General features: G+C 65.9%; 16 protein-coding genes. 13 read left to right on the top strand and 3 right to left on the bottom strand.

The features are described from left to right. The first annotated feature begins 1 nt into the window (after position 1). The gene (locus HMPREF2886_RS08355; protein WP_033977219.1) at positions 2-1,171 is read left to right on the top strand and encodes an MFS transporter; all 1,170 of its coding nucleotides are present in this window, start codon (positions 2-4) and stop codon (positions 1,169-1,171) included. A 58-nt stretch (positions 1,172-1,229) separates the two neighbouring features. On the opposite strand, the gene nfuA is transcribed toward HMPREF2886_RS08355, so the two are convergent. Next, positions 1,230-1,814, bottom strand: a complete 585-nt coding sequence (nfuA, locus tag HMPREF2886_RS08350) for a Fe-S biogenesis protein NfuA (protein ID WP_003088034.1) — start codon at positions 1,812-1,814, stop codon at positions 1,230-1,232. 122 nt (positions 1,815-1,936) lie between these two features. Further along, entirely contained in the window at positions 1,937-4,225 is a 2,289-nt protein-coding gene (locus HMPREF2886_RS08345; protein ID WP_070747105.1) for a fatty acid cis/trans isomerase, read from the bottom strand. A 360-nt stretch (positions 4,226-4,585) separates the two neighbouring features. Between HMPREF2886_RS08345 and tsi1 the strand changes: the two genes are divergently transcribed. The 9 genes from tsi1 (at position 4,586) to HMPREF2886_RS08300 (ending at position 17,912) form a co-directional block, all read left to right on the top strand. Next, a complete protein-coding gene (gene tsi1, locus HMPREF2886_RS08340) occupies positions 4,586-5,104 on the top strand; it encodes a type IV secretion system immunity protein Tsi1 (RefSeq protein WP_033971743.1) in 519 nt (172 codons plus the stop codon). 41 nt (positions 5,105-5,145) lie between these two features. Beyond that, positions 5,146-5,610: a type VI secretion system effector peptidoglycanhydrolase Tse1 gene (gene tse1, locus HMPREF2886_RS08335; protein WP_003088027.1), complete on the top strand. Its 465-nt coding sequence runs from the start codon at positions 5,146-5,148 to the stop codon at positions 5,608-5,610. 274 nt (positions 5,611-5,884) lie between these two features. Then, complete coding sequence (metH, locus tag HMPREF2886_RS08330; RefSeq protein ID WP_033971742.1) at positions 5,885-9,589, top strand: methionine synthase; 3,705 nt, start codon at positions 5,885-5,887, stop codon at positions 9,587-9,589. Between the two features lie 14 nt (positions 9,590-9,603). Beyond that, positions 9,604-9,966, top strand: a complete 363-nt coding sequence (locus HMPREF2886_RS08325; protein ID WP_042167189.1) for a 50S ribosome-binding protein YggL — start codon at positions 9,604-9,606, stop codon at positions 9,964-9,966. Positions 9,967-10,818: 852 nt separating this feature from the next. Next, on the top strand, positions 10,819-11,955 hold the full coding sequence (locus HMPREF2886_RS08320) for a fimbrial protein (protein WP_083318532.1): 1,137 nt from the start codon (positions 10,819-10,821) through the stop codon (positions 11,953-11,955). Positions 11,956-12,399: 444 nt separating this feature from the next. Then, complete coding sequence (locus HMPREF2886_RS08315; protein ID WP_033971740.1) at positions 12,400-13,602, top strand: HlyD family secretion protein; 1,203 nt, start codon at positions 12,400-12,402, stop codon at positions 13,600-13,602. Positions 13,603-13,604: 2 nt separating this feature from the next. Further along, positions 13,605-15,704, top strand: coding sequence for a peptidase domain-containing ABC transporter (locus HMPREF2886_RS08310; RefSeq protein ID WP_039027350.1), 2,100 nt, complete (start codon positions 13,605-13,607; stop codon positions 15,702-15,704). Continuing rightward, positions 15,701-17,002, top strand: coding sequence for a TolC family outer membrane protein (locus tag HMPREF2886_RS08305; protein WP_128688667.1), 1,302 nt, complete (start codon positions 15,701-15,703; stop codon positions 17,000-17,002). Before HMPREF2886_RS08310 ends, HMPREF2886_RS08305 begins: the two co-directional genes overlap by 4 nt. A 64-nt stretch (positions 17,003-17,066) precedes the next feature. Then, positions 17,067-17,912 (top strand): lysophospholipid acyltransferase family protein, encoded by an 846-nt coding sequence (locus HMPREF2886_RS08300; RefSeq protein WP_196494075.1) that lies wholly within the window; start codon positions 17,067-17,069, stop codon positions 17,910-17,912. Positions 17,913-17,934: 22 nt separating this feature from the next. Here the strand turns inward: HMPREF2886_RS08300 and HMPREF2886_RS08295 are convergent, their stop codons facing one another. After that, a complete protein-coding gene (locus tag HMPREF2886_RS08295) occupies positions 17,935-18,291 on the bottom strand; it encodes a DUF1883 domain-containing protein (RefSeq protein WP_073648577.1) in 357 nt (118 codons plus the stop codon). A 37-nt stretch (positions 18,292-18,328) separates the two neighbouring features. On the opposite strand from HMPREF2886_RS08295, the gene HMPREF2886_RS08290 reads away from it, so the two are divergent. The 3 genes from HMPREF2886_RS08290 to HMPREF2886_RS08275 form a co-directional block, all read left to right on the top strand. Continuing rightward, the gene (locus HMPREF2886_RS08290; RefSeq protein ID WP_033977226.1) at positions 18,329-19,369 is read left to right on the top strand and encodes an RNA methyltransferase; all 1,041 of its coding nucleotides are present in this window, start codon (positions 18,329-18,331) and stop codon (positions 19,367-19,369) included. 64 nt (positions 19,370-19,433) lie between these two features. After that, the gene (locus HMPREF2886_RS08285) at positions 19,434-19,661 is read left to right on the top strand and encodes a DUF2970 domain-containing protein (protein ID WP_003088007.1); all 228 of its coding nucleotides are present in this window, start codon (positions 19,434-19,436) and stop codon (positions 19,659-19,661) included. A 410-nt stretch (positions 19,662-20,071) separates the two neighbouring features. Continuing rightward, positions 20,072-21,460 (top strand): nitrite/sulfite reductase (locus HMPREF2886_RS08275; protein ID WP_070747099.1); only part of this gene is annotated, 1,389 nt, incomplete at its 3' end.

The following is a 21,460-nucleotide window of genomic DNA, read 5'->3' as shown; positions in this document are numbered from 1 at the left end:
CATGCTGCTACGCAACCCGCCCCTGCTCCTGCTGTTCTGCGGCCAGGCCCTGTACTGGTCCTGTTCGCTGATCGGCATAACCCTGACCTCGCTGGTCGGCGTCCAGCTGGCGCCGTCGAACAGCCTGGCCACCCTGCCCCTGGCCCTGCTGGTGCTGGGCAACCTGCTGGCGGTGCAGCCGTTGTCGCACTTCATGCAGCGCCACGGCCGACGTCCCGGGCTGATGCTCGGCGCCGGCGGCGGCGTGCTCGGCGGCCTGGTCTGTGCCGCCGGCGTCTGGACTGGCGATTTCCTCTGGTTCTGTCTCGGCGCGCTGGGCATCGGGGTCTACCAGGCCTCGGCCATGTACTACCGGTTCGCCGCGCTGGAGGCGGTGGATGCCGGGCGGAAAGGCCGCGCCAGCGCCTACGTGCTCGCCGGCGGGGTACTCGCCGCGCTGCTGGCGCCGAGCCTGGCGCTGTGGTCGCGCAACGCGCTGGCCCAGCCCTTCGTCGGCGCCTATCTGCTGATCGCCGCGCTGGCCCTCGCCGGCCTGCTGCTGATGGCCCTGCTCCGCGAAGGCCAGGCGCCGCGCCCGGCACGACTCGCCTGGCGCGACATAGGCGGCCTGTTGCGGCGGCCGGTGGTCCGCGCGGCCATCGCCTGCACCGCGACCGGACACGGGTTGATGATCCTGATCATGAACGCCACGCCGCTGGCCATGAGCTTCTGCGGCCTGCCGCTGGAACAGTCGAGTCGGGTCATCCAGTGGCACGTGCTGGGAATGTTCCTTCCGGCGTTCTTCGCCGGACCGCTGGTCGACCGCATCGGCAACCGTCGCGTCGCCCTGCTCGGCGCGTTCCTGCTCGCCGCAAGTGCCGGCATCGCCCTGGACGGGCAGTCGGTCACGCATTTCCTGCTCAGTTCGCTGGCCCTGGGCAGCGGCTGGAACCTGATGCTCATCGCCGGCACCACCCTGCTCGGCGAGGGCCACGCCGAAAGCGAGCGCGGCGCCGCGCAAGGATTGATGGAGCAAGGCAACAGCCTGGTGGCGGCGCTGATGTCGTTCGGCTCCGGCGCCCTGATCACCAGCCTTGGCTGGAACGCGGTGAACCTGCTGGCCTGGCCGGCGCTACTGGTAGCGCTGGCACTGCTCTGGCCGGTACGGCGAACGCGGACGCTGTCGCGCTGAAACGCCGGCAACGAAAAAGGCGACCTTGCGGTCGCCTCTTCTGCTTTGCGGAAACGCCTCAGTAGTAGGCGTTCTCCTTGTTGCTGTGGTCGGTCACGTCGCGCACGCCCTTCAGTTCGGGAATACGCTCGATCAGGGTCTTCTCGACGCCATCCTTGAGGGTCATGTCGACCATCCCGCAGCCCTGGCAACCGCCGCCGAAACGCAACACGGCGATGTTGTCCTCGACCACGTCGACCAGGCTCACCTGTCCGCCGTGGCTGGCCAGCCCGGGATTGATCTCGGTCTGCAGGTAGTAGTTGATGCGTTCGGTGATCGGGCTGTCTTCGTTGACCATCGGCACCTTGGCGTTCGGCGCCTTGATGGTCAGCTGGCCGCCCATGCGGTCGGTGGCGTAGTCCACCACCGCGTCTTCGAGGAAGGGCTCGCTGACCGCATCGATCCAGGCAGTGAAGTCCTTCAGGGCGATGGCGGTGTCCTCGACCTTTTCCTCGCCCGGCTTGCAGTAGGCGATGCAGGTTTCCGCGTACTGGGTACCCGGCTGGGTGATGAAGATACGAATGCCGATACCCGGGGTGCTCTGCTTCTCCAGCAACTCGGCCAGATACGCTTGGGCAGCTTCGGTAATGGTGATGGCGCTCATGGCAACTCCTCGCAAATATGCCGACAGTTTACGCCAATCGGCACTTGCGGATAAAGCCCTAGTAAATTAGTAGGAATAATTCGCGATAACCGACCCGCCCCTTGCGGAGCGGGTCGCGAGACTCAGAGGTTCTCGTAGCGGTTCATGTCCAGCGCGCCCGCCTCGACCGGCTCGGTTTCGCGGATGTACGCCTCGAGATCGTGGAAGTAGCTCCAGAACTGCGGATTGCTGCGGCGCACGCCCCAGCGCTCGACCACCTTGTCGAAGTCCTCGCCGCTCTTCGCCGCCTCCAGGGCGCCGACGAAGGCCTCGGCATCCGTCGCCGGCAGATCGAACATGAAGTTCGGGTAGCTGGACAGCACGCCGGGGTAGATCGTCAGGGTGTCCAGGCCCGGCTGGTAGCGCAGCGACTCGCCGAGCATGAAGGCGACATTGCTGTGCGCGCGGTTGCGCAACACGGTATAGACCTCGCGCTTGCCGCTGGACGTACGTATCCGCAGCATGGTCGCCTCGGGGAAGCGCTCGATGACCTTGAGGCCGGCCGCCGGCCGGCTGACCAGACGACTGAAGGCCTGCTCGGCGTCCTGCAGTTCGCGGTCGATGCCCGGTCGATAGCAGTTGCCGTCCAGGCAGCGGTTGATCGGGTCGGGGCGCGCATTGAGGTCGCCGTAGCGACGCAGCAGTTCTTCGGCGAAGGCCTTCTTCGGCTGCTTCTCCGGCAATCCCAGCGCGCTCGGCGTGTCGTCGTCGAAGGCCTGGTAGTCCATCCACATCTTCAGCTTGCCGCTGTTCTGGTACCAGTCGTCGAGCAACGGCTGGCGCGCGTCGACCGGCATCAGGCGGAGGAAGTTCTGCTCGGCGCCGTTGCGGATCAGGTCGAAGTACAGGCGCGTCTGCGCCTGGTGCGAGACGTTGCCGAAGACATCGAAGTTCACCACCAGCCCGTAGTAGGTTCGCTCGAACAGCGGGTAGTCCATCAGCCACAGGGTCTGCGGTACCTCGCCAAGCAGGCCCTTGCGCACCGAGGCGCTGTCGAACTGGCGGAAGATGCTCAGCAGGGCGTTGTCGTTGCCGTGCCAGATCGTGTTCCAGGTCGGCGGCGGCGCGTCGGCGTAGACGTCCTGGCGCAGGTCTTCGTACTCGTTGCGCTTGTCCCGGTAGGCGCTCCACAGGCCGAGCAGGTTCTTCAGCTCGTCGATCTGCCCCGGCAAGGCCAGCAGCGGCTCGCTCTGCGCGCGGAAGTTGGCGTCGGTGACGAACAGGTCCTGGTCGGGGTCCTGGAATACCACCCAGAAGTTATCGCGGATCACGTCGGTGGCGATCTGTCCACGACAGACCGGCCCGCGGATGAAGGTACGGGTGAAGTACTCGGCGTTGTCCAGCATGAACTGGTAACGCGCCCGTGGCGGGATCGCGGCGAAGGTGGCGAACGGGTTGGCGCGGCTCTGCACGCCGTAGCCGGGAACCTTGTCGGTGTTCCACTGGGTGCCGAAGAACAGCTCCTGGACGCGTTCCAGCTTCTTCGCCGTCAGCGGATAGGTGATGTGCGTCTTGTGTACGATCACGCCCTGGATCGGCCAGAGGCGGTAATAGAAGCTGTTGCCCGGATCGTCGTTGGGACGCCGGGTCGGGATCGGGTCGATCGGCTGGCCGCTGGGCGTGCGCGAACGCACCAACTGGAAGAAATGGCCGGGCGCGCCCTGCTCCGGGAAATACAGGTGCGCCAGGAACAGGTGCTCGTAGAGCCAGCGCGAGACCAGGCTCTGCTTGGCCCCAGGCTGGTTGAGGAAACGCTCCCAGCTGGCCACCTGGCGCGCCTCGGCGGCGGTCGGTTGCAACGGCTGCTGGTCGACCGGCGCGCCCGCGGCCAGCCACTTCTGCAAGGTGGCGTATTCGTCGTCGCTCAGCCCGGCCACCGCGAAAGGCATGCCGGAACCTGGGTTCTTGCGGATGAACGCGTCGATGCTGGCCGGCGTCGGGCACTGGTTGGCGCGGTTGATCGAAATGTCCAGGCCTTCGGGGATCTTCGCATTCGGCTGCAACGGCTGGCTGTGGCCAAGCTCGAGCATCCGCGCCATCAGTGCGACCTGGCCGTTCTGCGGTTCGAGTACCGACCAGAAGTCCTTGCGCCGCCAGGCGTCGGCACCGTGCGCATCGAGATACAGGCGGGTGGTTTCCTGCGCCTTGGTCCGCGTGCCGTCGTAGACCGGCAGTTGGTTGGCGCCGCGCTGTGCGCCCTCGGCGCTGCTCAGGTTGAGCTGGCAGGGCGAATCGTAGCAGGCGTGGCAGGCGACGCACTTGGCGGTAAAGATCGGCTGGACGTCACGGCTATAGGAAATTTCAGCAGCGGAAACAGACTGGATAAAAGACGACAAAACGACGGCCAACCCAACCAACGGTCTTGGCAACATGAACCACTCCTCACTCGGCGACGGGCGATTCTAGCAAACCCGCCTCTCTGCGCCGCACTTTCACAACGGCGGGCGAACTCGCCCGGGCATGAGCCGCCATTTCGCCACCATTCCACCGGCTTCGGCCGCCACGTATGCTAGCCGGGCTCCCAGGCCCGCCCTGGCGATCAAGGACGATGACTTCGAGGAAACAGGGATATGTTTCGACTCGCCGCGCCCCATCCGCGCCCGTTCGCGTGCGCCCCACGTCCCCTCTTCGCCGCTTTCCGCCTGCTGTCGCCAGGCGGCGCTTCCGTTCGCGCCCGGCGCGGCCTGGTCCATCCTTTCGCCGCCCCGGCGGCCCAACGGAGAACCCGCCCCATGAAACTGCTCGCCGGCAGCTTCGCCGCTCTCTTCCTGAGCCTTTCGGCCCAGGCTGCGGACTGTACTTTCACCCAGCTGGAAATCGTGCCCCAGTTCGGCTCGCCGAACCTGTTCGGTGGCGAGGACGGGCACGTCCGCGTGATGTTCAGCAACGAGGATCCCAACGACGACAACCCCGATGCCTTTCCCGAACCGCCGGTCTACCTGGCCGACCGCGACAGCGGCAACGATTGCCGCATAGAGGACGGCGGCATCTGGTCGCGCGGCGGCGTGTTCCTGAGCCAGGATAGCCGGCGCGTGCTGATGCATGAATTCAGCGGCTCCAGCGCCGAGCTGGTGTCCTATGACAGCGCCACCTGCAAGGTGGTGCACCGCGAGGACATCTCCGGCCAGCGCTGGGCGGTGGACAAGGACGGGCTGCGCCTGGGAGAGAAATGCTCGGGCGAATCCGTCGACAGCTGCGCGAAGATCGTGAAGCGTTCGCTCGCGCCGTTCTGCCAGACCGCAAAGAAATGATCCGGGCCGGAGCGCCCCTTATCGACACGCATAGGTGACACATGGACAGTCTCGATCAATGCATCGTCAACGCCTGCAAGAACAGCTGGGACAAGAGCTACCTGGCCGGCACCCCGAACAAGGACAACTGTTCCGGCTTCGTCCAGTCGGTGGCCGCCGAGCTGGGCGTACCGATGCCCCGCGGCAACGCCAACGCCATGGTCGACGGCCTGGAGCAGAGCTGGACCAAGCTCGCCTCCGGCGCCGAGGCCGCGCAGAAGGCGGCCCAGGGCTTCCTGGTGATCGCCGGCCTGAAGGGCCGCACCTACGGGCACGTCGCGGTGGTCATCAGCGGTCCGCTGTATCGGCAGAAGTACCCCATGTGCTGGTGCGGCAGCATCGCCGGCGCGGTCGGCCAGAGCCAGGGCCTGAAGTCGGTCGGCCAGGTGTGGAATCGCACCGACCGCGACCGCCTCAACTACTACGTCTACTCCCTGGCCAGTTGCAGCCTGCCCAGGGCCAGTTGAGTCAGGGCGTGCCGCGAATGAGCCAGGCTCATTCGCGGCACGATTCCTCGCAACCGCCCCGATTCCGGTAGCCCGCCCATTCGTCGCCCACCTGCATGCCCCGACGTCCGCACTCCGCCCGTATCCTGCGACAAAACGGCGCCAGGGGCTTTTCCGGCGCGCGGATGAACATCTTTCAACTTGAATGAAATTCATGGTCCGACCGCCCCCGGCCGGAAAGCCCCTGCCTTTGTTATGCTTTTCACCTTTCCGCCCACTGACGCCAGGTCCATCCATGTCCAGCCCGCTCACCGATCGCAGCGCCCGCCTGCAAGCCCTCCAGCACGCCCTCAGGGAACGTATCCTGATCCTCGATGGCGGCATGGGTACCATGATCCAGAGCTACAAGCTGGAAGAGGCCGACTACCGCGGCGAGCGCTTCGCCGACTGGCCGAGCGACGTGAAAGGCAACAACGACCTCTTGCTGCTGAGCCGCCCGGACGTGATCCAGGCCATCGAGATGGCCTACCTCGACGCCGGCGCCGACATCCTCGAGACCAATACCTTCAACGCCACCCAGGTGTCCCAGGCCGACTACGGCATGCAGTCGCTGGCCTACGAACTCAACGTCGAAGGGGCGCGCCTGGCCCGCCAGGTGGCGGACGCGAAGACCGCCGAGACCCCGGACAAGCCGCGCTTCGTCGCCGGCGTGCTCGGCCCGACCAGCCGCACCTGCTCGATTTCCCCGGACGTGAACAACCCCGGCTACCGCAACGTCACCTTCGACGAGCTGGTGGAGAACTACGTCGAAGCGACCCGCGGCCTGATCGAGGGCGGCGCCGACCTGATCCTGATCGAGACCATCTTCGACACCCTCAACGCCAAGGCGGCGATCTTCGCCGTCCAGGGCGTGTTCGAAGAACTCGGCGTGGAGCTGCCGATCATGATCTCCGGGACCATCACCGACGCCTCCGGCCGCACCCTGTCGGGCCAGACCACCGAGGCCTTCTGGAACTCGGTGCGGCACGCCCGGCCGATCTCGGTAGGCCTGAACTGCGCCCTCGGCGCCAAGGAATTGCGGCCGTACATCGAGGAACTGTCGATCAAGGCCGACACCCATGTCTCGGCCCACCCCAACGCCGGCCTGCCGAACGCCTTCGGCGAATACGACGAATCGCCGGCGGAAATGGCCGTGGTGGTCGAGGAATTCGCCGCCGCCGGCTTCCTCAATATCGTCGGCGGCTGCTGTGGCACCACCCCGGCGCACATCGAGGCGATCGCCAAGGCAGTGGCCAAGTACCCGCCGCGGGTCATCCCGGAGATTCCCCGGGCCTGCCGCCTGTCCGGCCTGGAGCCGTTCACCATCGACCGCAGCTCGCTGTTCGTCAACGTCGGCGAGCGCACCAACATCACCGGTTCGGCCAAGTTCGCCCGGCTGATCCGCGAGGAAAACTACGCGGAAGCCCTCGAGGTCGCCCAGCAGCAGGTGGAAGCCGGCGCCCAGGTGATCGACATCAACATGGACGAAGGCATGCTGGACTCGAAGGCGGCCATGGTCACCTTCCTCAACCTGATCGCCTCCGAGCCCGACATCTCGCGCGTGCCGATCATGATCGACTCTTCCAAGTGGGAGGTGATCGAGGCCGGCCTGAAGTGCATCCAGGGCAAGGGCATCGTCAACTCGATCTCGATGAAGGAAGGCGTAGAGGCCTTCAAGCACCACGCCCGGCTGTGCAAGCGCTACGGCGCCGCGGTGGTGGTAATGGCCTTCGACGAGGACGGCCAGGCCGACACCCAGGCGCGCAAGGAAGAAATCTGCAAGCGCTCCTACGACATCCTGGTCGACGAAGTCGGCTTCCCGCCGGAAGACATCATCTTCGATGCGAACATCTTCGCCATCGCCACCGGCATCGAGGAACACAACAACTACGCGGTCGATTTCATCAACGCCTGCGCCTACATCCGCGACAACCTGCCCTACGCCCTCAGCTCGGGCGGAGTGTCCAACGTGTCCTTCTCGTTCCGCGGCAACAACCCGGTGCGCGAAGCGATCCACTCGGTGTTCCTCTACTACGCGATCCGCAACGGCCTGACCATGGGCATCGTCAACGCCGGCCAACTGGAAATCTACGACGAGATCCCGAAGGCGCTGCGCGACCGGGTCGAGGACGTGGTGCTCAACCGCACGCCCGAGGCCACCGAGGCCCTGCTGGCGATCGCCGACGACTACAAGGGCGGCGGCGCGGTCAAGGAGGCCGAGGACGAGGAATGGCGCAGCTACAGCGTCGAGAAGCGCCTCGAGCATGCGCTGGTCAAGGGCATCACCACCTGGATCGTCGAGGACACCGAGGAATGCCGCCAGCAGTGCGCGCGCCCCATCGAGGTCATCGAAGGTCCGCTGATGTCCGGGATGAACGTGGTCGGCGACCTGTTCGGCGCCGGCAAGATGTTCCTCCCGCAGGTGGTCAAGTCCGCGCGAGTGATGAAGCAGGCGGTGGCCCACCTGATTCCCTTCATCGAGGCGGAGAAAGGCGACAAGCCGGAAGCCAAGGGCAAGATCCTGATGGCCACCGTGAAGGGCGACGTGCACGACATCGGCAAGAACATCGTCGGCGTAGTGCTCGGCTGCAACGGCTATGACGTGGTCGACCTCGGCGTGATGGTGCCGGCGGAGAAGATCCTGCAGACCGCCATCGCCGAGAAATGCGACATCATCGGCCTGTCCGGCCTGATCACGCCGTCGCTGGACGAGATGGTCCACGTCGCCAAGGAAATGCAGCGGCAGAATTTCCAGTTGCCGCTGATGATCGGCGGCGCCACTACCTCGAAGGCGCATACCGCGGTGAAGATCGATCCGCAGTACAGCAACGACGCGGTGGTCTACGTCACCGACGCTTCGCGCGCGGTAGGCGTGGCCACCAGCCTGCTGTCCAAGGAGCTGAAGGCCGACTACGTGGCCCGCACCCGCGCCGACTACGCGGTGGTCCGCGAACGCACGGCCAACCGCAGCGCCCGCACCGAGCGGCTGAGCTACGAACAGGCTATCGCCAACAAGCCGGCGTTCGACTGGGCCGGCTACCAGGCGCCGACGCCTTCCTTCACCGGCGTCAGGGTGCTCGACGAGATCGACCTCGCGGTGCTCGCCGAGTACATCGACTGGACGCCGTTCTTCATTTCCTGGGACCTGGCCGGCAAGTACCCGCGCATCCTCACCGACGAGGTGGTCGGCGAGGCCGCCACCTCGTTGTTCAACGACGCCCAGGCAATGCTGAAGAAGCTGATCGACGAGAAGCTGATCAAGGCCCGCGCGGTGTTCGGCTTCTGGCCGGCCAACCAGATCGAGCACGACGACCTGGAGGTCTACGACGCCGACGGCGAGACCCTCGCCACCCTGCACCACCTGCGGCAGCAGACGATCAAGCCGGACGGCAAGCCGAACCTGTCGCTGGCCGATTTCGTCGCGCCGAAGGACAGCGGCGTGCGCGACTACATCGGCGGCTTCATCACCACCGCCGGGATCGGCGCCGAGGAAGTGGCCAAGGCGTACGAAGCCAAGGGCGACGACTACAACAGCATCATGGTCAAGGCGCTCGCCGACCGCCTCGCCGAAGCCTGCGCCGAGTGGCTGCACGAGCGGGTGCGCAAGGAGTACTGGGGCTACGCCCGTGACGAGCACCTCGACAACGAGGCCTTGATCAAGGAGCAATACGTCGGCATCCGCCCGGCACCGGGCTACCCGGCCTGTCCCGACCATACCGAGAAAGGCACCCTGTTCGAACTGCTCGATCCGCAGGGCCTGTCCGGCGTCAGCCTGACCGAGCACTACGCGATGTTCCCGGCCGCGGCGGTCAGCGGTTGGTATTTCGCCCACCCGCAGGCGCAGTACTTCGCGGTCGGCAAGATCGACAAGGACCAGGTGGAACGCTACAGCCAGCGCAAGGGCCAGGAAGCCAGCGTCAGCGAGCGCTGGCTGGCGCCGAACCTTGGCTACGACGACTGACCAGGAAGGCGACGATGAAATTCCTCACTCCCGAGCAGATGGAAAAGCCGCGCAAGCGCCGCCTGCGCAAGAAACTGCGCCTGGGCGAGTTCCAGGAGTTCGGCTTCAGCTTCGAACTGACCTACGACCGCGCAGCGCTATCCCACGACGACGCGCTGGACCACCTGATCGACTTCGTCGAGAGCCAGGGCTGGGTGTTCGGCGGTGGCGGCGCGCCGGAACAGGCGGAGATCAGCGGCTACCTGTGCCTGGCGCGGGTCGGCACGCTGGACGAGACGGACCGGGAGACCGCCCGCCTGTGGCTGGAGGCGCAGACCTGGTGCCGGACCTTCGAAATCGGTCCGCTGAGCGACTGCTGGCACAACTTCTTCGAGTGAAACCGGCACTGGCCTGGCGACAGTGACAGCCCCTGGAGCGCACCTCTCCGAGCGGAACAAGGACGTCCGCCGGACACCTCGTCCCGAGCCTGTCAGCCGTCCCGCTTGGGCGACTGCGGCCGGGGCGGGCCGACGATCCGCGGCGACGCCAGTTCCACGACTGTAACAATGCCCTCAAGCGCCTCCTCGGCGGCGTGAAGAGCAGTTACACGTCGATCCTCCCGTGCTGCCGAATGCGCACCGCCTGACCGCTGGCGAGCGCGGCATCGCCGCCCATCGATGCCGCGATCGACACGCTCCTGCTGCCCTACGACATCAGCGTAGCGTTGCCCGCGGCGCCTCGTCCCGGCCCACCCATCGCGCCCCGGGACTGCACCGAGCCGCCGGGCGGAGCGGTTAGCGGAACATTCGTTAAGAGCGCTCGAACGGTGGCGCCGGGCGCTGCCTCATCCTTTGCCGGCAACACCTCTGGGAACCGGCGGCTCGACGGGTTGCAAGCCGACTCCCGCCCATCGTCGGTGAAGCCGGTTCCAGGGCTCCACTCCACGATGCCGGGGCATCCTTGCCGTTCCCAGTCGATGCGGGCGCAACGCCCGGCCAGCAACTTTCGCACCGCCGCTCCCGATAGCGAGAAAAACCCGTTGCACGCCTGGCCCGCCCCGCCTCGGCAGTTATCAGACTTTTCCTTCATGCCCCAAAGAAATTCCTTCTTACAGGCAACTCCACCCCTCCGTACCCTTAACGAATCCCCTTCAGTTTCAAAGAGATATCTGATGGGTACAGCCCCATACACAGCAATCAGCAGTTGGGCCTGCGCGAGGGGTGCGGCTCAGCTTCCGAGTGGAGAACAGCATGTCGAAGAAAAACGGACACGCTGCACCAAATAAAGCATGGATGCTGAATCAGGTGCCGATGATCACGTTCCTGGCCGGATCCGCAGACCGTCCCGCCCCATTGCTGCCCCTATGGCAAGCCACTGGCCGGATCCTGAGAAGGGCAACGCTCGCCCTGCTGGCCTGGCAGCTCTCCTGCTCAGCCATGGCGGAGTGCAAGCTCGGCTCCGGCGGAGTCTACAGGGCCACGCTGACCCTGCCGGCCAGCCTCTCGGTACCTCGCGACGCAGCGCCTGGCAGCGTCATCGCCAGCGCCCGCTTCAACTACAGCTTCAACCAGAGTGCCCCGGTCGGCGTCCATTGCGACACCGCCACGATTGCCGACTGGATCGCCGGCAACGGACAATCGGCAAACGCCGAGGGGGTGATCCCGACGGGCACTCCCGGCATCGGCTACCGTCTGACAGCCCCGCCGGAAGGGACAACCCTCAAGCCGGGTTCCCTACCGGTTCCGCTCTCGGTCTTCAACACACCGTCGCAATGCGGCTATCCCTCCAGCGGCAAATGCTATGTGTACCTGGGCGCCCCGATCACTCTGGAGTTGGTCAAGACCGGCGATGTGCAACCGGGAGCCCAGATCTCCGGCCTGACGACGCTCCTTACCCAGAAGATCGGCGGGGTCACCGGCTCGACCATCACCCTGAGCACGCCCCTGGTGCAGGTCACGCCACAAAGCTGCACGGTCAGCACCCGCCCCCCCAAAAGTTTCGACAAGGTGGGGCTCAGCGAGATGAAGGAGGTCAATAGCAGATCGCCCGCTCGCAGCTTTGCGCTGATCATCGACTGCCGCGGAACCAGCGCCAAGGTCGCGGTGACCTTCACCGACGCGTCGTCGCCCTCGAACCGGAGCGATCTCCTGTCGCTCACCCAGGAGTCCAAGGCCAACGGCTTCGGCATCCAGATACTTCTCGGCAACCAGAAGGTTCGCTTCGGCGCCGACTCCCGGGCCGCGGGCAACCCCAACCAGTTGGTCCTCGGCGACGTCAGCAATCGGATCCATGAAGCGCAGTTCACCGCCCAATACGTGCGGACCTCGGCCAACGCCACCGCGGGCATCGCCAACGGCAGCGCGACCTTCACCATGTCGTACCAATGAGTGAAACGTATCCCGAGCCAGGAGGTGCAACGCCAAGAGAGCATCCAACGACGCCGATCCATCAACATTACCGAAGGATGAACACATTCCATGAAACAGATTCCTCGCGAAGCACTCGCGCAATCCGAGCTTTCCGGCGGCTGCTGCAAATCCCGCCGGAGCCAACCGAACAGCTATAACCGGGCGGGCACCACGCCGACCGCTCCCACGCCATCGACGCCGACGCCGCCCAGCCCGGGCCCGGGCGGTGGTGGCGGCACGATAGTGCCTCCGCCTGCACGCTGGGCCTGAGTCCCGATGAAGGAGCCGCGTCGCCCAGCTACTGCGTCCCCCTGATCGCAGCGAGAGCGATTCGCTCCCCGTCCGTGCTCCCGCTGGCCAGCCCTTGGCTGGCCAGCCTCTCCAATCGCCGCAACGAAGCCGACAACCAGGACAAGCCGGGAATTGACTCTACAAGCAGGAAAACTGCCACGCTTCACCGATGTGCCATGGCGCTGGATCGCCTATTGCGCCTCCACCACGGTGCTGATCGCCGTGGCCTTCGCCTTCATTCAGGAAATCGAGCTGAAACGCGATGTCCCCTGTGAAATCGTCTCGCCATCCGAACTCAAGATCACCGGCCATGGCGGCCTGGTAACCAGCGTCCTGGTAACGCCGGGGCAAGTGGTACGGGAAGGCCAGCCACTGTTCAGGCTGACCCGCGACCTGTCGCTTTCCAGCGACGGGAGCCCGCGGGCGCGCTTCGACGAACGCATGCGCGACGCGCAGATCGCCGCAATAGATGCCCAGATTGGTGACCGGCGCGCAGCTCTTTCCGCCCGTATCCAGGCCACCGAACTCAGCGCAGAGGCACGTGCGCACGAGCTGCAGGCTTTGCAGCGGCAGCGTCTTCGCGCCCAGCGACTGGTCGACGACGCGCGCCAGAGTCTGCAGCGCCTGCGGGGCCTGGTCGACTACGTCACCGCCGAACGCCTGGAGCAGGCCCGCGCACGCCTTCACCAGAGCGAGGCGGACGAGGCCCAGGGAGACGCCCGCCGCCTGGCGCTGCAGGCGGAGATCGAGGCGCTGCGCGGCAATCGCCGCGAGCTCCAGGCCCAACTGGGTGAACTGGATGCGCAACGCACCCGCGACATCCAGGACATCCGGCAGCGCTTCGAAGACGCCCGCCGGGACCTTGTCATCGCCGCGCCCCGGGACGGTACCGTCACCTTCTCCAGCCTGGTGGCCGGGCACATGCTGCTCGAGGACGAGGTCAGCCTGGTGCTGGATACCGACTCGTCCCAGCCCCTCTCGGCGATGCTCCGCATCCCGTCGCGCCAGCGCGGCTTCGTCCGCGAAGGGCAAACGGTCAGGATCAAGCTCGATGCCTATCCGTACGCCCGCTTCGGCACGCTCGAGGCGCGGATCCGCTCGATTTCCGACGCAACCATGGGCAAGATCGAAGCGGCCGCACCGCAAGCGCCTCGCGCCGGCGCGCAACAGAGCGACTACATGGCCTGGGCACTCCTGCCCAACGCCCGCTTCGGCCCGGCGCGCCAGCCGCTGCGCATACTGCCTGGCATGCAAGGAACCGCGAGCATCGTCGTCGAGCGCAGAACCATCGCCGAATGGGTGTTCGAGCCGCTGTTCCAACTGGTGCGAGGCTGATCGTGCGGGTCATCTACCAGAACGAAGTGGCCGATTGCGGCTACGCCTGCCTCGCCATGGTGCTTTGCCACCTGGGACGCGCCACGGAAGTCCGCGAGATCGCCGCCCTGAGACCGATCTCCTCCCATGGCCTGACCCTGATGGACCTGTACGATGTCGCCATCGAGTTCGGGCTCGCCGTGCAGGCATATCGCTTCGACGCCGAAGACCTCGGCGAGATCAAGCCCGGCGCGATCATCCACTTCGGTGGCGCCCATTTCGTGGTCTTCGAGAAATATCGCCGCGGCTACGTCCAGGTACTCGACCCGGCGCTGGGCCGGCGGCGAATCGCCCTCGACATGTTCCTGACGAATGTCTCGGGATATCTCCTCGATTGCTCGCCGACCCCGCGAATGCCGCGGATAAAGGCCCGTTCCCGGGTACCGGCGGCGCTCGCCCGGGTACGCGGCCTCAACCCGCAGTTGCGCGGGCAGATCGGCAAGCTGTTGTTCGTCGCGATCGCTGCGCAGTTCGCCATCCTGGCGATGCCCTACTTCGGCAACCTGGTCCTCGACCAGGTCGTCACCAGCGACAACCGCAATCTCCTGCACATCCTGGCCTTCACCTTCGCCAGCATATTCCTGGTCGGCACCTTCAGCACCATCGTCCAGTCCTACCTGTCCGCGCTGGTCAGCGCGCGGGTCAGCGTCAACGTCACCCAGGGGCTGGTCGGCCAGTTGCTGCGCAACCCTATTCCGTACTTCGAAAAGCGCAACGTCGGCGACCTGTTTTCCCGTCTCAAGGCCCATGACGAGATCAACGACTACGTGGTGCATACCGCCATCTCGCTGCGTATCGACCTGCTGGTCGGCCTTGCCGCGCTGGCGCTGATGCTGGTGCAGAGCCCGCTGCTGACCGCCGTCGCGCTGGGTATCTTCGCGCTCTACCTGGCCACCGCCTTCGCCTTGTACATGCCCATGCGCGATGCCCACATGCGGGTGCTGGAGCACTCCGCGGAATGCGACGACACCCTGATCGAGACCATCCGCGGCGCCAGCCTGGTCAAGCTGGCCTCCGGCGAAGTACGACGCACCGCGATCTACATGGGCAGGTTCAAGGCCTATGCAGTCGCCACGCTGGACAGCGCCAGGCTCACCGCGCTACGCGACGGGGTGCTGAAGTTCGTCGACTACATGGACGTCATCGCCATCACCTGGCTCTCGGCCGGGCTGATGCTCGACGGCAAGTTGTCCGTCGGGGTCTTCTATTCCTTCATGATCTACAAATCCCTGGCCTCGGAGCGGCTGGCCCAGGCGATCAACGCCCTGTTCGGTCGCCTCATGCTCAGTGTGCCGGTGGAACGCGTAGCCGACATCGTGGAAAACACCCCCGAGCGCTATACCGATGCCGAACAGACGACCGCCAGCGAACTGCAGCGCTTCGAGTCGATCGGAATCCGCAACCTGGCCTTCAGCTACGGCGTATCCGATCGCTACGTACTCAAGGACGTCGATCTGGAAATCCGCCGTGGCGACAAGATCGCCATCGTCGGCCCCTCCGGCAGTGGCAAATCGACCCTGTTCAAGCTGCTCTGCGCGGCCGAACCGTTGCAGCAGGGCGAGCTCCGCCTGAACGGGGTGGATTATGCCAACCTGACGGTGGATGAAATCCGCCGCCACATGACCCAGATGCGCCAGGGTGACCTGATCCTGCGCGGCAGCATCGCCGACAACGTCTCGCTGTTCAGCGCCCATGCCGACCAGGGACGCATCAACCGATTGCTCGAACAGGTCGGACTGCTGGAGGACGTGATGCGGCTGCCGATGCGCACACGTACCATCATCAGCGACTCGGTCGCCAACATCTCCGCCGGACAGCGCCAACGCCTGCTGCTGGCCAGGTCTCTGTACCAACCCGCCGAGGTGCTGCTGCTCGACGAACCCACCTCCAACCTCGATCCGGCGTCCGTGGAGCGCATCGCCACCTTGCTGATGACGCTGGAGCGTACCGTGGTGGTGATCACCCACGATCGCTCCCTGGCCGCCAGGTTCGAGCGCTGCTACCAGTTGCGCGATGGCGCCCTGCTGCCGTCCGCACAACCGCAGGGGACGCCGCACCCGTGAAATGGCTGCCCGTACTCCTGCTGGCGACTCTTGCCCCCCCTACCGCCATGGCAGGCGGCGTGCTGCAGGTCGTCAATGACACCCTCGCCCACGACGCCGGCCTCGCCGGCGCGCGCGCCCGCATCGAGATCAGCCTCCAGGAAGCGCCGCGCGCCCGCGCCGCCCTGCTGCCGCGCCTGGACGCCGGCTGGGGCAGGGCCTACAACCGGATCGAAACCGAGGACCTGCCGTCGATCAGCTATCGGCAGAACGGCTGGACGGTCTCCCTGACCCAACCGCTGTTCGACTGGGAGCGCTGGATCGCGCTGAAACAGGCCGACACCGCCAGCGCTCGCGCCCGGATCGAATACGCCCAGGCCTGGCAGGAACTCGTCCTGCGCAGCGCACGCAGCTATTTCGAGGCACTTCTGGCGCAGAACGAACTGGAACTGGCGACACGCTATCTGCAGGCGGTCCAGGACCAGCAGACGCTGGTTCTCCATCAGCGCCGGGGCGGCGAGGCGACGCTGGTCGATCTGCGCGAGGCGCAGGTGCGCCTGGACAGCGCCCTCCTGCAGCAGCGCTCCGCCCGCCACAGACTCGAGTCGCGGCGACGAGAGGTCGAGCGCCTGAGTGGCAGGCCGTTGCAACTGCCCGCAAAAGGTATCGCCGACGGGCCAGCCTTGTGGCTCGAGCCCGGGGGCGTCGAACAATGGGCACGGCAGGCGGAAACCAAGAACTATGCGGTTCAGCTTGGGGAACTGGAGATCCGCGATGCGCACGATGACGCCGACAAGAGTCGTGCCCAGCGCTATCCGGTCGTCAGTCTCAGCGGCACTCACTCACCATCGGGCGCCGCCTCCGGCTACGCCAGGCCGACCACCACCACCACCGCCATGCTGACGGTAAGCGTACCGCTCTTCACCGGTGGCGAAATCCGTGCGCGGGTACGCCAGGCGCTGGCCGCCGAGGACCTGGCGCGCAGCAAGCTGCTGGATGCGACGCGCCAGGCCGGCGCCGACAGTCGCGAGGCTTTCCAGAACTTCCTCTGGGCGCAGGAACGCAGCGAAGCGCTGGTGGCGATTGTCCGCGCCCAGCAGGACACCCTGGATGCGACACGGAAAGGCTACCTGGCCGGCAGCCGCGGCAACCTGGACGTCCTGCGCGCCCACGAAGCCCTCCATGAAAGCAGGAAGGAACTGGCCAAGGCACACTACGAGATGCTCATCACCTACCTGTCCCTGAAGGCCGACGTGGCCGCCCTCGACCTGGGCGACATCGCCCGCCTGGATCACTGGTTGGCCGACGATGGGGGTTAGGGCGCTACGGAACGCGGGCCTGCGCTGCCTCGAACATGGCCTGCTGCGGCTTTCTCCACGGGGCATGGAACGGTATGCACGGCTAACCTGGTGTCTGCGTGCCCTGTTCGACTCGCGCGCTCGTTGGAGCGGCTGGCTGCGCCACGAATGGGGCAGAACGACCCTCGGTCTCGGTCGGGAGACCCTGTGGCGCACTCTTGCTGCCGAACGCTTCGAACACCTGCTCGACCGGCGCCTGTTGCTGGAGCGGCTCCATGGCCGGCATACCCGCTGGCCCGGGCTCGAGGAGGCGGCCCAGGCCCTGCACGACCGTCTCGAGCGGCTTCGGCGAGAAACACCGGGCCAGCCGGTGATCCTCTCGCCTTTCCACTACGTGTCGCAATACGCGAACATCTGCCTGATGGACCTGTTGCGCGCGCGACTGGGGCTGGATGAACTGGCGGTGGTCTCCGGCGTGCCGCGGGAGGACTACGGCCACCAGGAACAGGCGCTGACTCCGGGATTGCGCATCCTGCACACCTACGACGAAGGCAACCGCAACGCGCTCGGCCTGAAGTTTCTGCAGGCGCTGCGCCGGGACGGCTTCGCGGTGTTGTTCGCCGACGTCCCGCCCCACCTGATGCAACGCTATCCGATGGAAACCGTCGCCGTCTCGATCCTGGGGCGACCCGCGCGGATCCACCATGGCGTCTTTCGCATCGGCGCACGGCTGGACGCGCTGCTGCTACCGTTCCATCTGAGCTTCGCCAACGGGTGCTTCGGGTACACATTGTTCGAGCCGATCAGGCTCGCGCGGGACGACGCACCGCAACGCCTGGCCGATTGCATCGAACTGGCCTGCCGGAGCGCCTATCCGGACTGGATCATCGCCGGCCATCCGTCCCAGTATGGTTTCGCACCGAGCAAATGAGGGCAGTTGCCCCTGTGCCGCCCTACCAGCCGGCGGAACGGCGCACGAACTTGATCGACCACTTGAAGTTCGGCTTGCGCGTCACACTGATCGGCCGCCGGGTCACGGTGTCGATGGTGATGTTCCAGAAGCCGGTGCTGGGCACCTTGATCTTCGCCGGGAAGCGATCGAAGGCGCCGCCATGGTAGGAATGCCGACCGCCGTTCTTGAAACTGCGGAAATTGGCGTCGTTCATCAGGCGGATATTGCATTGCTGCGAGCACTCGATGACTACGATGTCGTCTTCGTTGAGGTGTTCGCGCTGGTGGACGAATTTCATGGAACGGTTCCGTTGCTGCGGTGGAGCGGAGCGCCACGATAGCACGTCGGCGTCCGCCATACCGCCCTGCCGCTGGCGATGGTAGGATGCGCGCCGCATGCGTAGCCACGATCTCCACCAGCGCCTCGCCGATCTCGGCGCCAAGCCCCTGCATTGCGGGAGGATCGTCCGCGCCTGGCTACAGGGCCGCGCCCTCGATGCCTGCACCGCCCGCCAGCGGGCCGAGGACTTCCTGCCGCTGAGCGTGCGCCATGGTCTGCCCCAGGTAGCCGCGGAACTGGAAGGCATCGCCCGCCTGCACAGCGAGCATCCGGCGAGCGACGGCTCGTCGCGCCTGCTGGTGGAACTGGCCGACCGGCAGATGGTGGAAAGCGTGCTGCTGCCGCGCGGTGGGCTGTGCGTCTCGACCCAGGTCGGCTGCGCGGTCGGCTGTGTGTTCTGCATGACCGGCCGCAGCGGCCTGCTGCGCCAGGTCGGCAGTCTGGAGATGGTCGCCCAGGTGGTCCTGGCGCGCCGCCGGCGAGCGGTGAAGAAAGTGGTGTTCATGGGCATGGGCGAGCCGGCGCACAACCTCGACAACGTCCTCGAAGCCATCGACCTGCTCGGCACCGACGGCGGCATCGGCCACAAGAACCTGGTGTTCTCCACCGTCGGCGATCCCCGCGTGTTCGAGCGCCTGCCCCGGCAACGGGTGAAGCCCGCCCTCGCCTTGTCCCTGCACAGCACCCGCGCCGACCTGCGCCGGCAACTGCTGCCCAAGGCGCCGCCGTTGAGCCCGGAAGAACTGGTGGAGGCCGGCGAGGCCTACGCCCGCCTGGTCGACTATCCGATCCAGTACCAATGGACCCTGCTCGAAGGGATCAATGACAGCCTGGAGGAAATGGACGGCATCCTGCGCCTGCTCAAGGGCCGCTTCGCGGTGATGAACCTGATCCCCTACAACAGCATGGACGGCGACGCCTACCGGCGCCCGAGCGGGGAGCGGATCGTCGAGCTGGTGCGCTACCTGCACAGCCGCGGCGTGCTGACCAAGGTGCGCAACTCGGCCGGCCAGGACATCGACGGCGGCTGCGGGCAACTGCGCGCCAGGGCCACGCAGGGCACGGCGGAACGGCGCATTCCCGCCCGCCAGGCCTGAAGCCCCCCTCCTCCCGCCAAGGGTCTAGACTCTCAGGGCAGGTATGGAAAAGGGAGAACCACCGATGGGTATCGAGACGGAAGAACCGAACCAGAAGCCGCCGACCTTCTGGCAGATGCTGCACAGCGTGATGGCCGCCGCCTTCGGCGTGCAGAGCGGACGAAACCGCGCCCGCGACTTCAGCCACGGCAAGCCCGTGCACTTCATCATGCTGGGCCTGCTCTTCACCCTGGTGTTCGTGCTGTTGCTGGCCGGGATCGTGAAACTGGTGCTGAGCCTCAGCGGCCTGTGACCTCTGCGCCGCCGAGGCGGGCTTTCACTGGTGGCTGACCCAGAACACCGCGGTAGCCACCACCAGCAGGATCAGGACGAAGGCCGCGCGGGCGTCGACCACGCTGTCGCGGTTTTCCTGGGTTTTGCTCGGCTCGCTCATGACTCCCCCTGTTTCTTGTGGGTATCGGGACGAAGACATCGAAAGGCACTCTCCAGTTAAGACCAGCGCCGCCCATCGCTCAAGAAAGGCGCCGTTGCGAAGCGGTTATGCTTGCCTGGCGGCTTAGTCGTTTCGGTTCTTACCATATACTCAAACATCACTTTTACGCATAAATATGAACTGGTATCGTGCGCCCACTCCGCGTGGAGCGCGTAGCCGTGCGCGCTGGTTAACGCAGTAAGCCGCATAGCCTGACAGCAGGAATATTCATGTACGTATACGACGAGTACGACCAACGGATCGTCGAGGACCGCGTCAAGCAGTTCCGCGACCAGACCCGCCGTTACCTGGCGGGTGAATTGACCGGTGAGGAGTTCCGCCCGCTGCGCCTGCAGAACGGTCTCTATATCCAGCGCTATGCCCCGATGCTGCGCATCGCCGTTCCTTATGGCCTGCTCTCCTCGCGCCAACTGCGCAAGCTGGCGCAGATCGCCCGCGACTACGACAAGGGCTACGCCCACATCAGCACCCGGCAGAACGTGCAGTTCAACTGGCCGGAGCTGGAAGACGTGCCGGAAATCCTCGCCGAGCTGGCCACCGTGCAGATGCACGCGATCCAGACCAGCGGCAACTGCATCCGCAACACCACCACCGACCAGTTCGCCGGCGTCGCCCGCGACGAGCTGGTGGACCCGCGCCCCTGGTGCGAGATCATCCGCCAATGGTCCACCTTCCACCCCGAGTTCGCCCACCTGCCGCGCAAGTTCAAGATCGCGGTGAACGGCGCGGTGAGCGACCGTGCCGCCATCGAAGTGCACGACATCGGCCTGGAGGCGGTGAAGAACGAGGCCGGCGAGCTCGGCTTCCGCGTCTCGGTCGGCGGCGGCCTGGGCCGGACCCCCATCGTCGGCAGCTTCATCAAAGAATTCCTGCCCTGGCAGCACCTGCTCGGCTACCTGGATGCCATCCTGCGCGTCTACAACCGCTATGGCCGGCGCGACAACAAGTACAAGGCGCGGATCAAGATCCTGGTCAAGGCGCTGACCCCGGAGGTCTTCGCCGAGCGCGTCGAGGCCGAATGGGCCAACCTCAAGGACGGACCGAGCACCCTCACCGAGGCGGAAGTCCAGCGCGTCGCCGCGCATTTCGTCGATCCGGCCTACAAGGCCCTCGACGACCTCGACGAATCCCTCGCCCGGCTCGACGCGGAGCACCCCGGCTTCGCCCGCTGGCGCGCACGTAACACCTTCGCTCACAAGAAGCCCGGCTACGTCGCCGTGACGCTCTCGCTGAAGCCAACCGGCACCGCGCCGGGAGACGTCACCGACAAGCAACTGGACGCCATCGCCGATCTCGCCGACCGCTACAGCTTCGGCGAGGTGCGCAACAGCCATAACCAGAACATCATCCTCGCCGACGTCGAGCAGGGCGAACTCTTCGCCCTCTGGGGCGAACTGCGCGAACTGGGCTTCGCCACCCCCAACGTAGGCCTGCTGACCGACATCATCTGCTGCCCGGGCGGCGACTTCTGCTCCCTGGCCAACGCCAAGTCGATCCCGATCGCCGAGGCCATCCAGCGCCGCTTCGACAACCTCGACTACCTGTTCGACATCGGCGACATCGACCTGAACATCTCCGGCTGCATGAACGCCTGCGGC

Source organism: Pseudomonas sp. HMSC066A08 (genome assembly GCF_001813025.1).
Taxonomy (GTDB): domain Bacteria; phylum Pseudomonadota; class Gammaproteobacteria; order Pseudomonadales; family Pseudomonadaceae; genus Pseudomonas; species Pseudomonas aeruginosa.
Note: the sequence above shows the minus strand (reverse complement) of the source record. Positions and strands in the feature narration are given on the sequence as shown.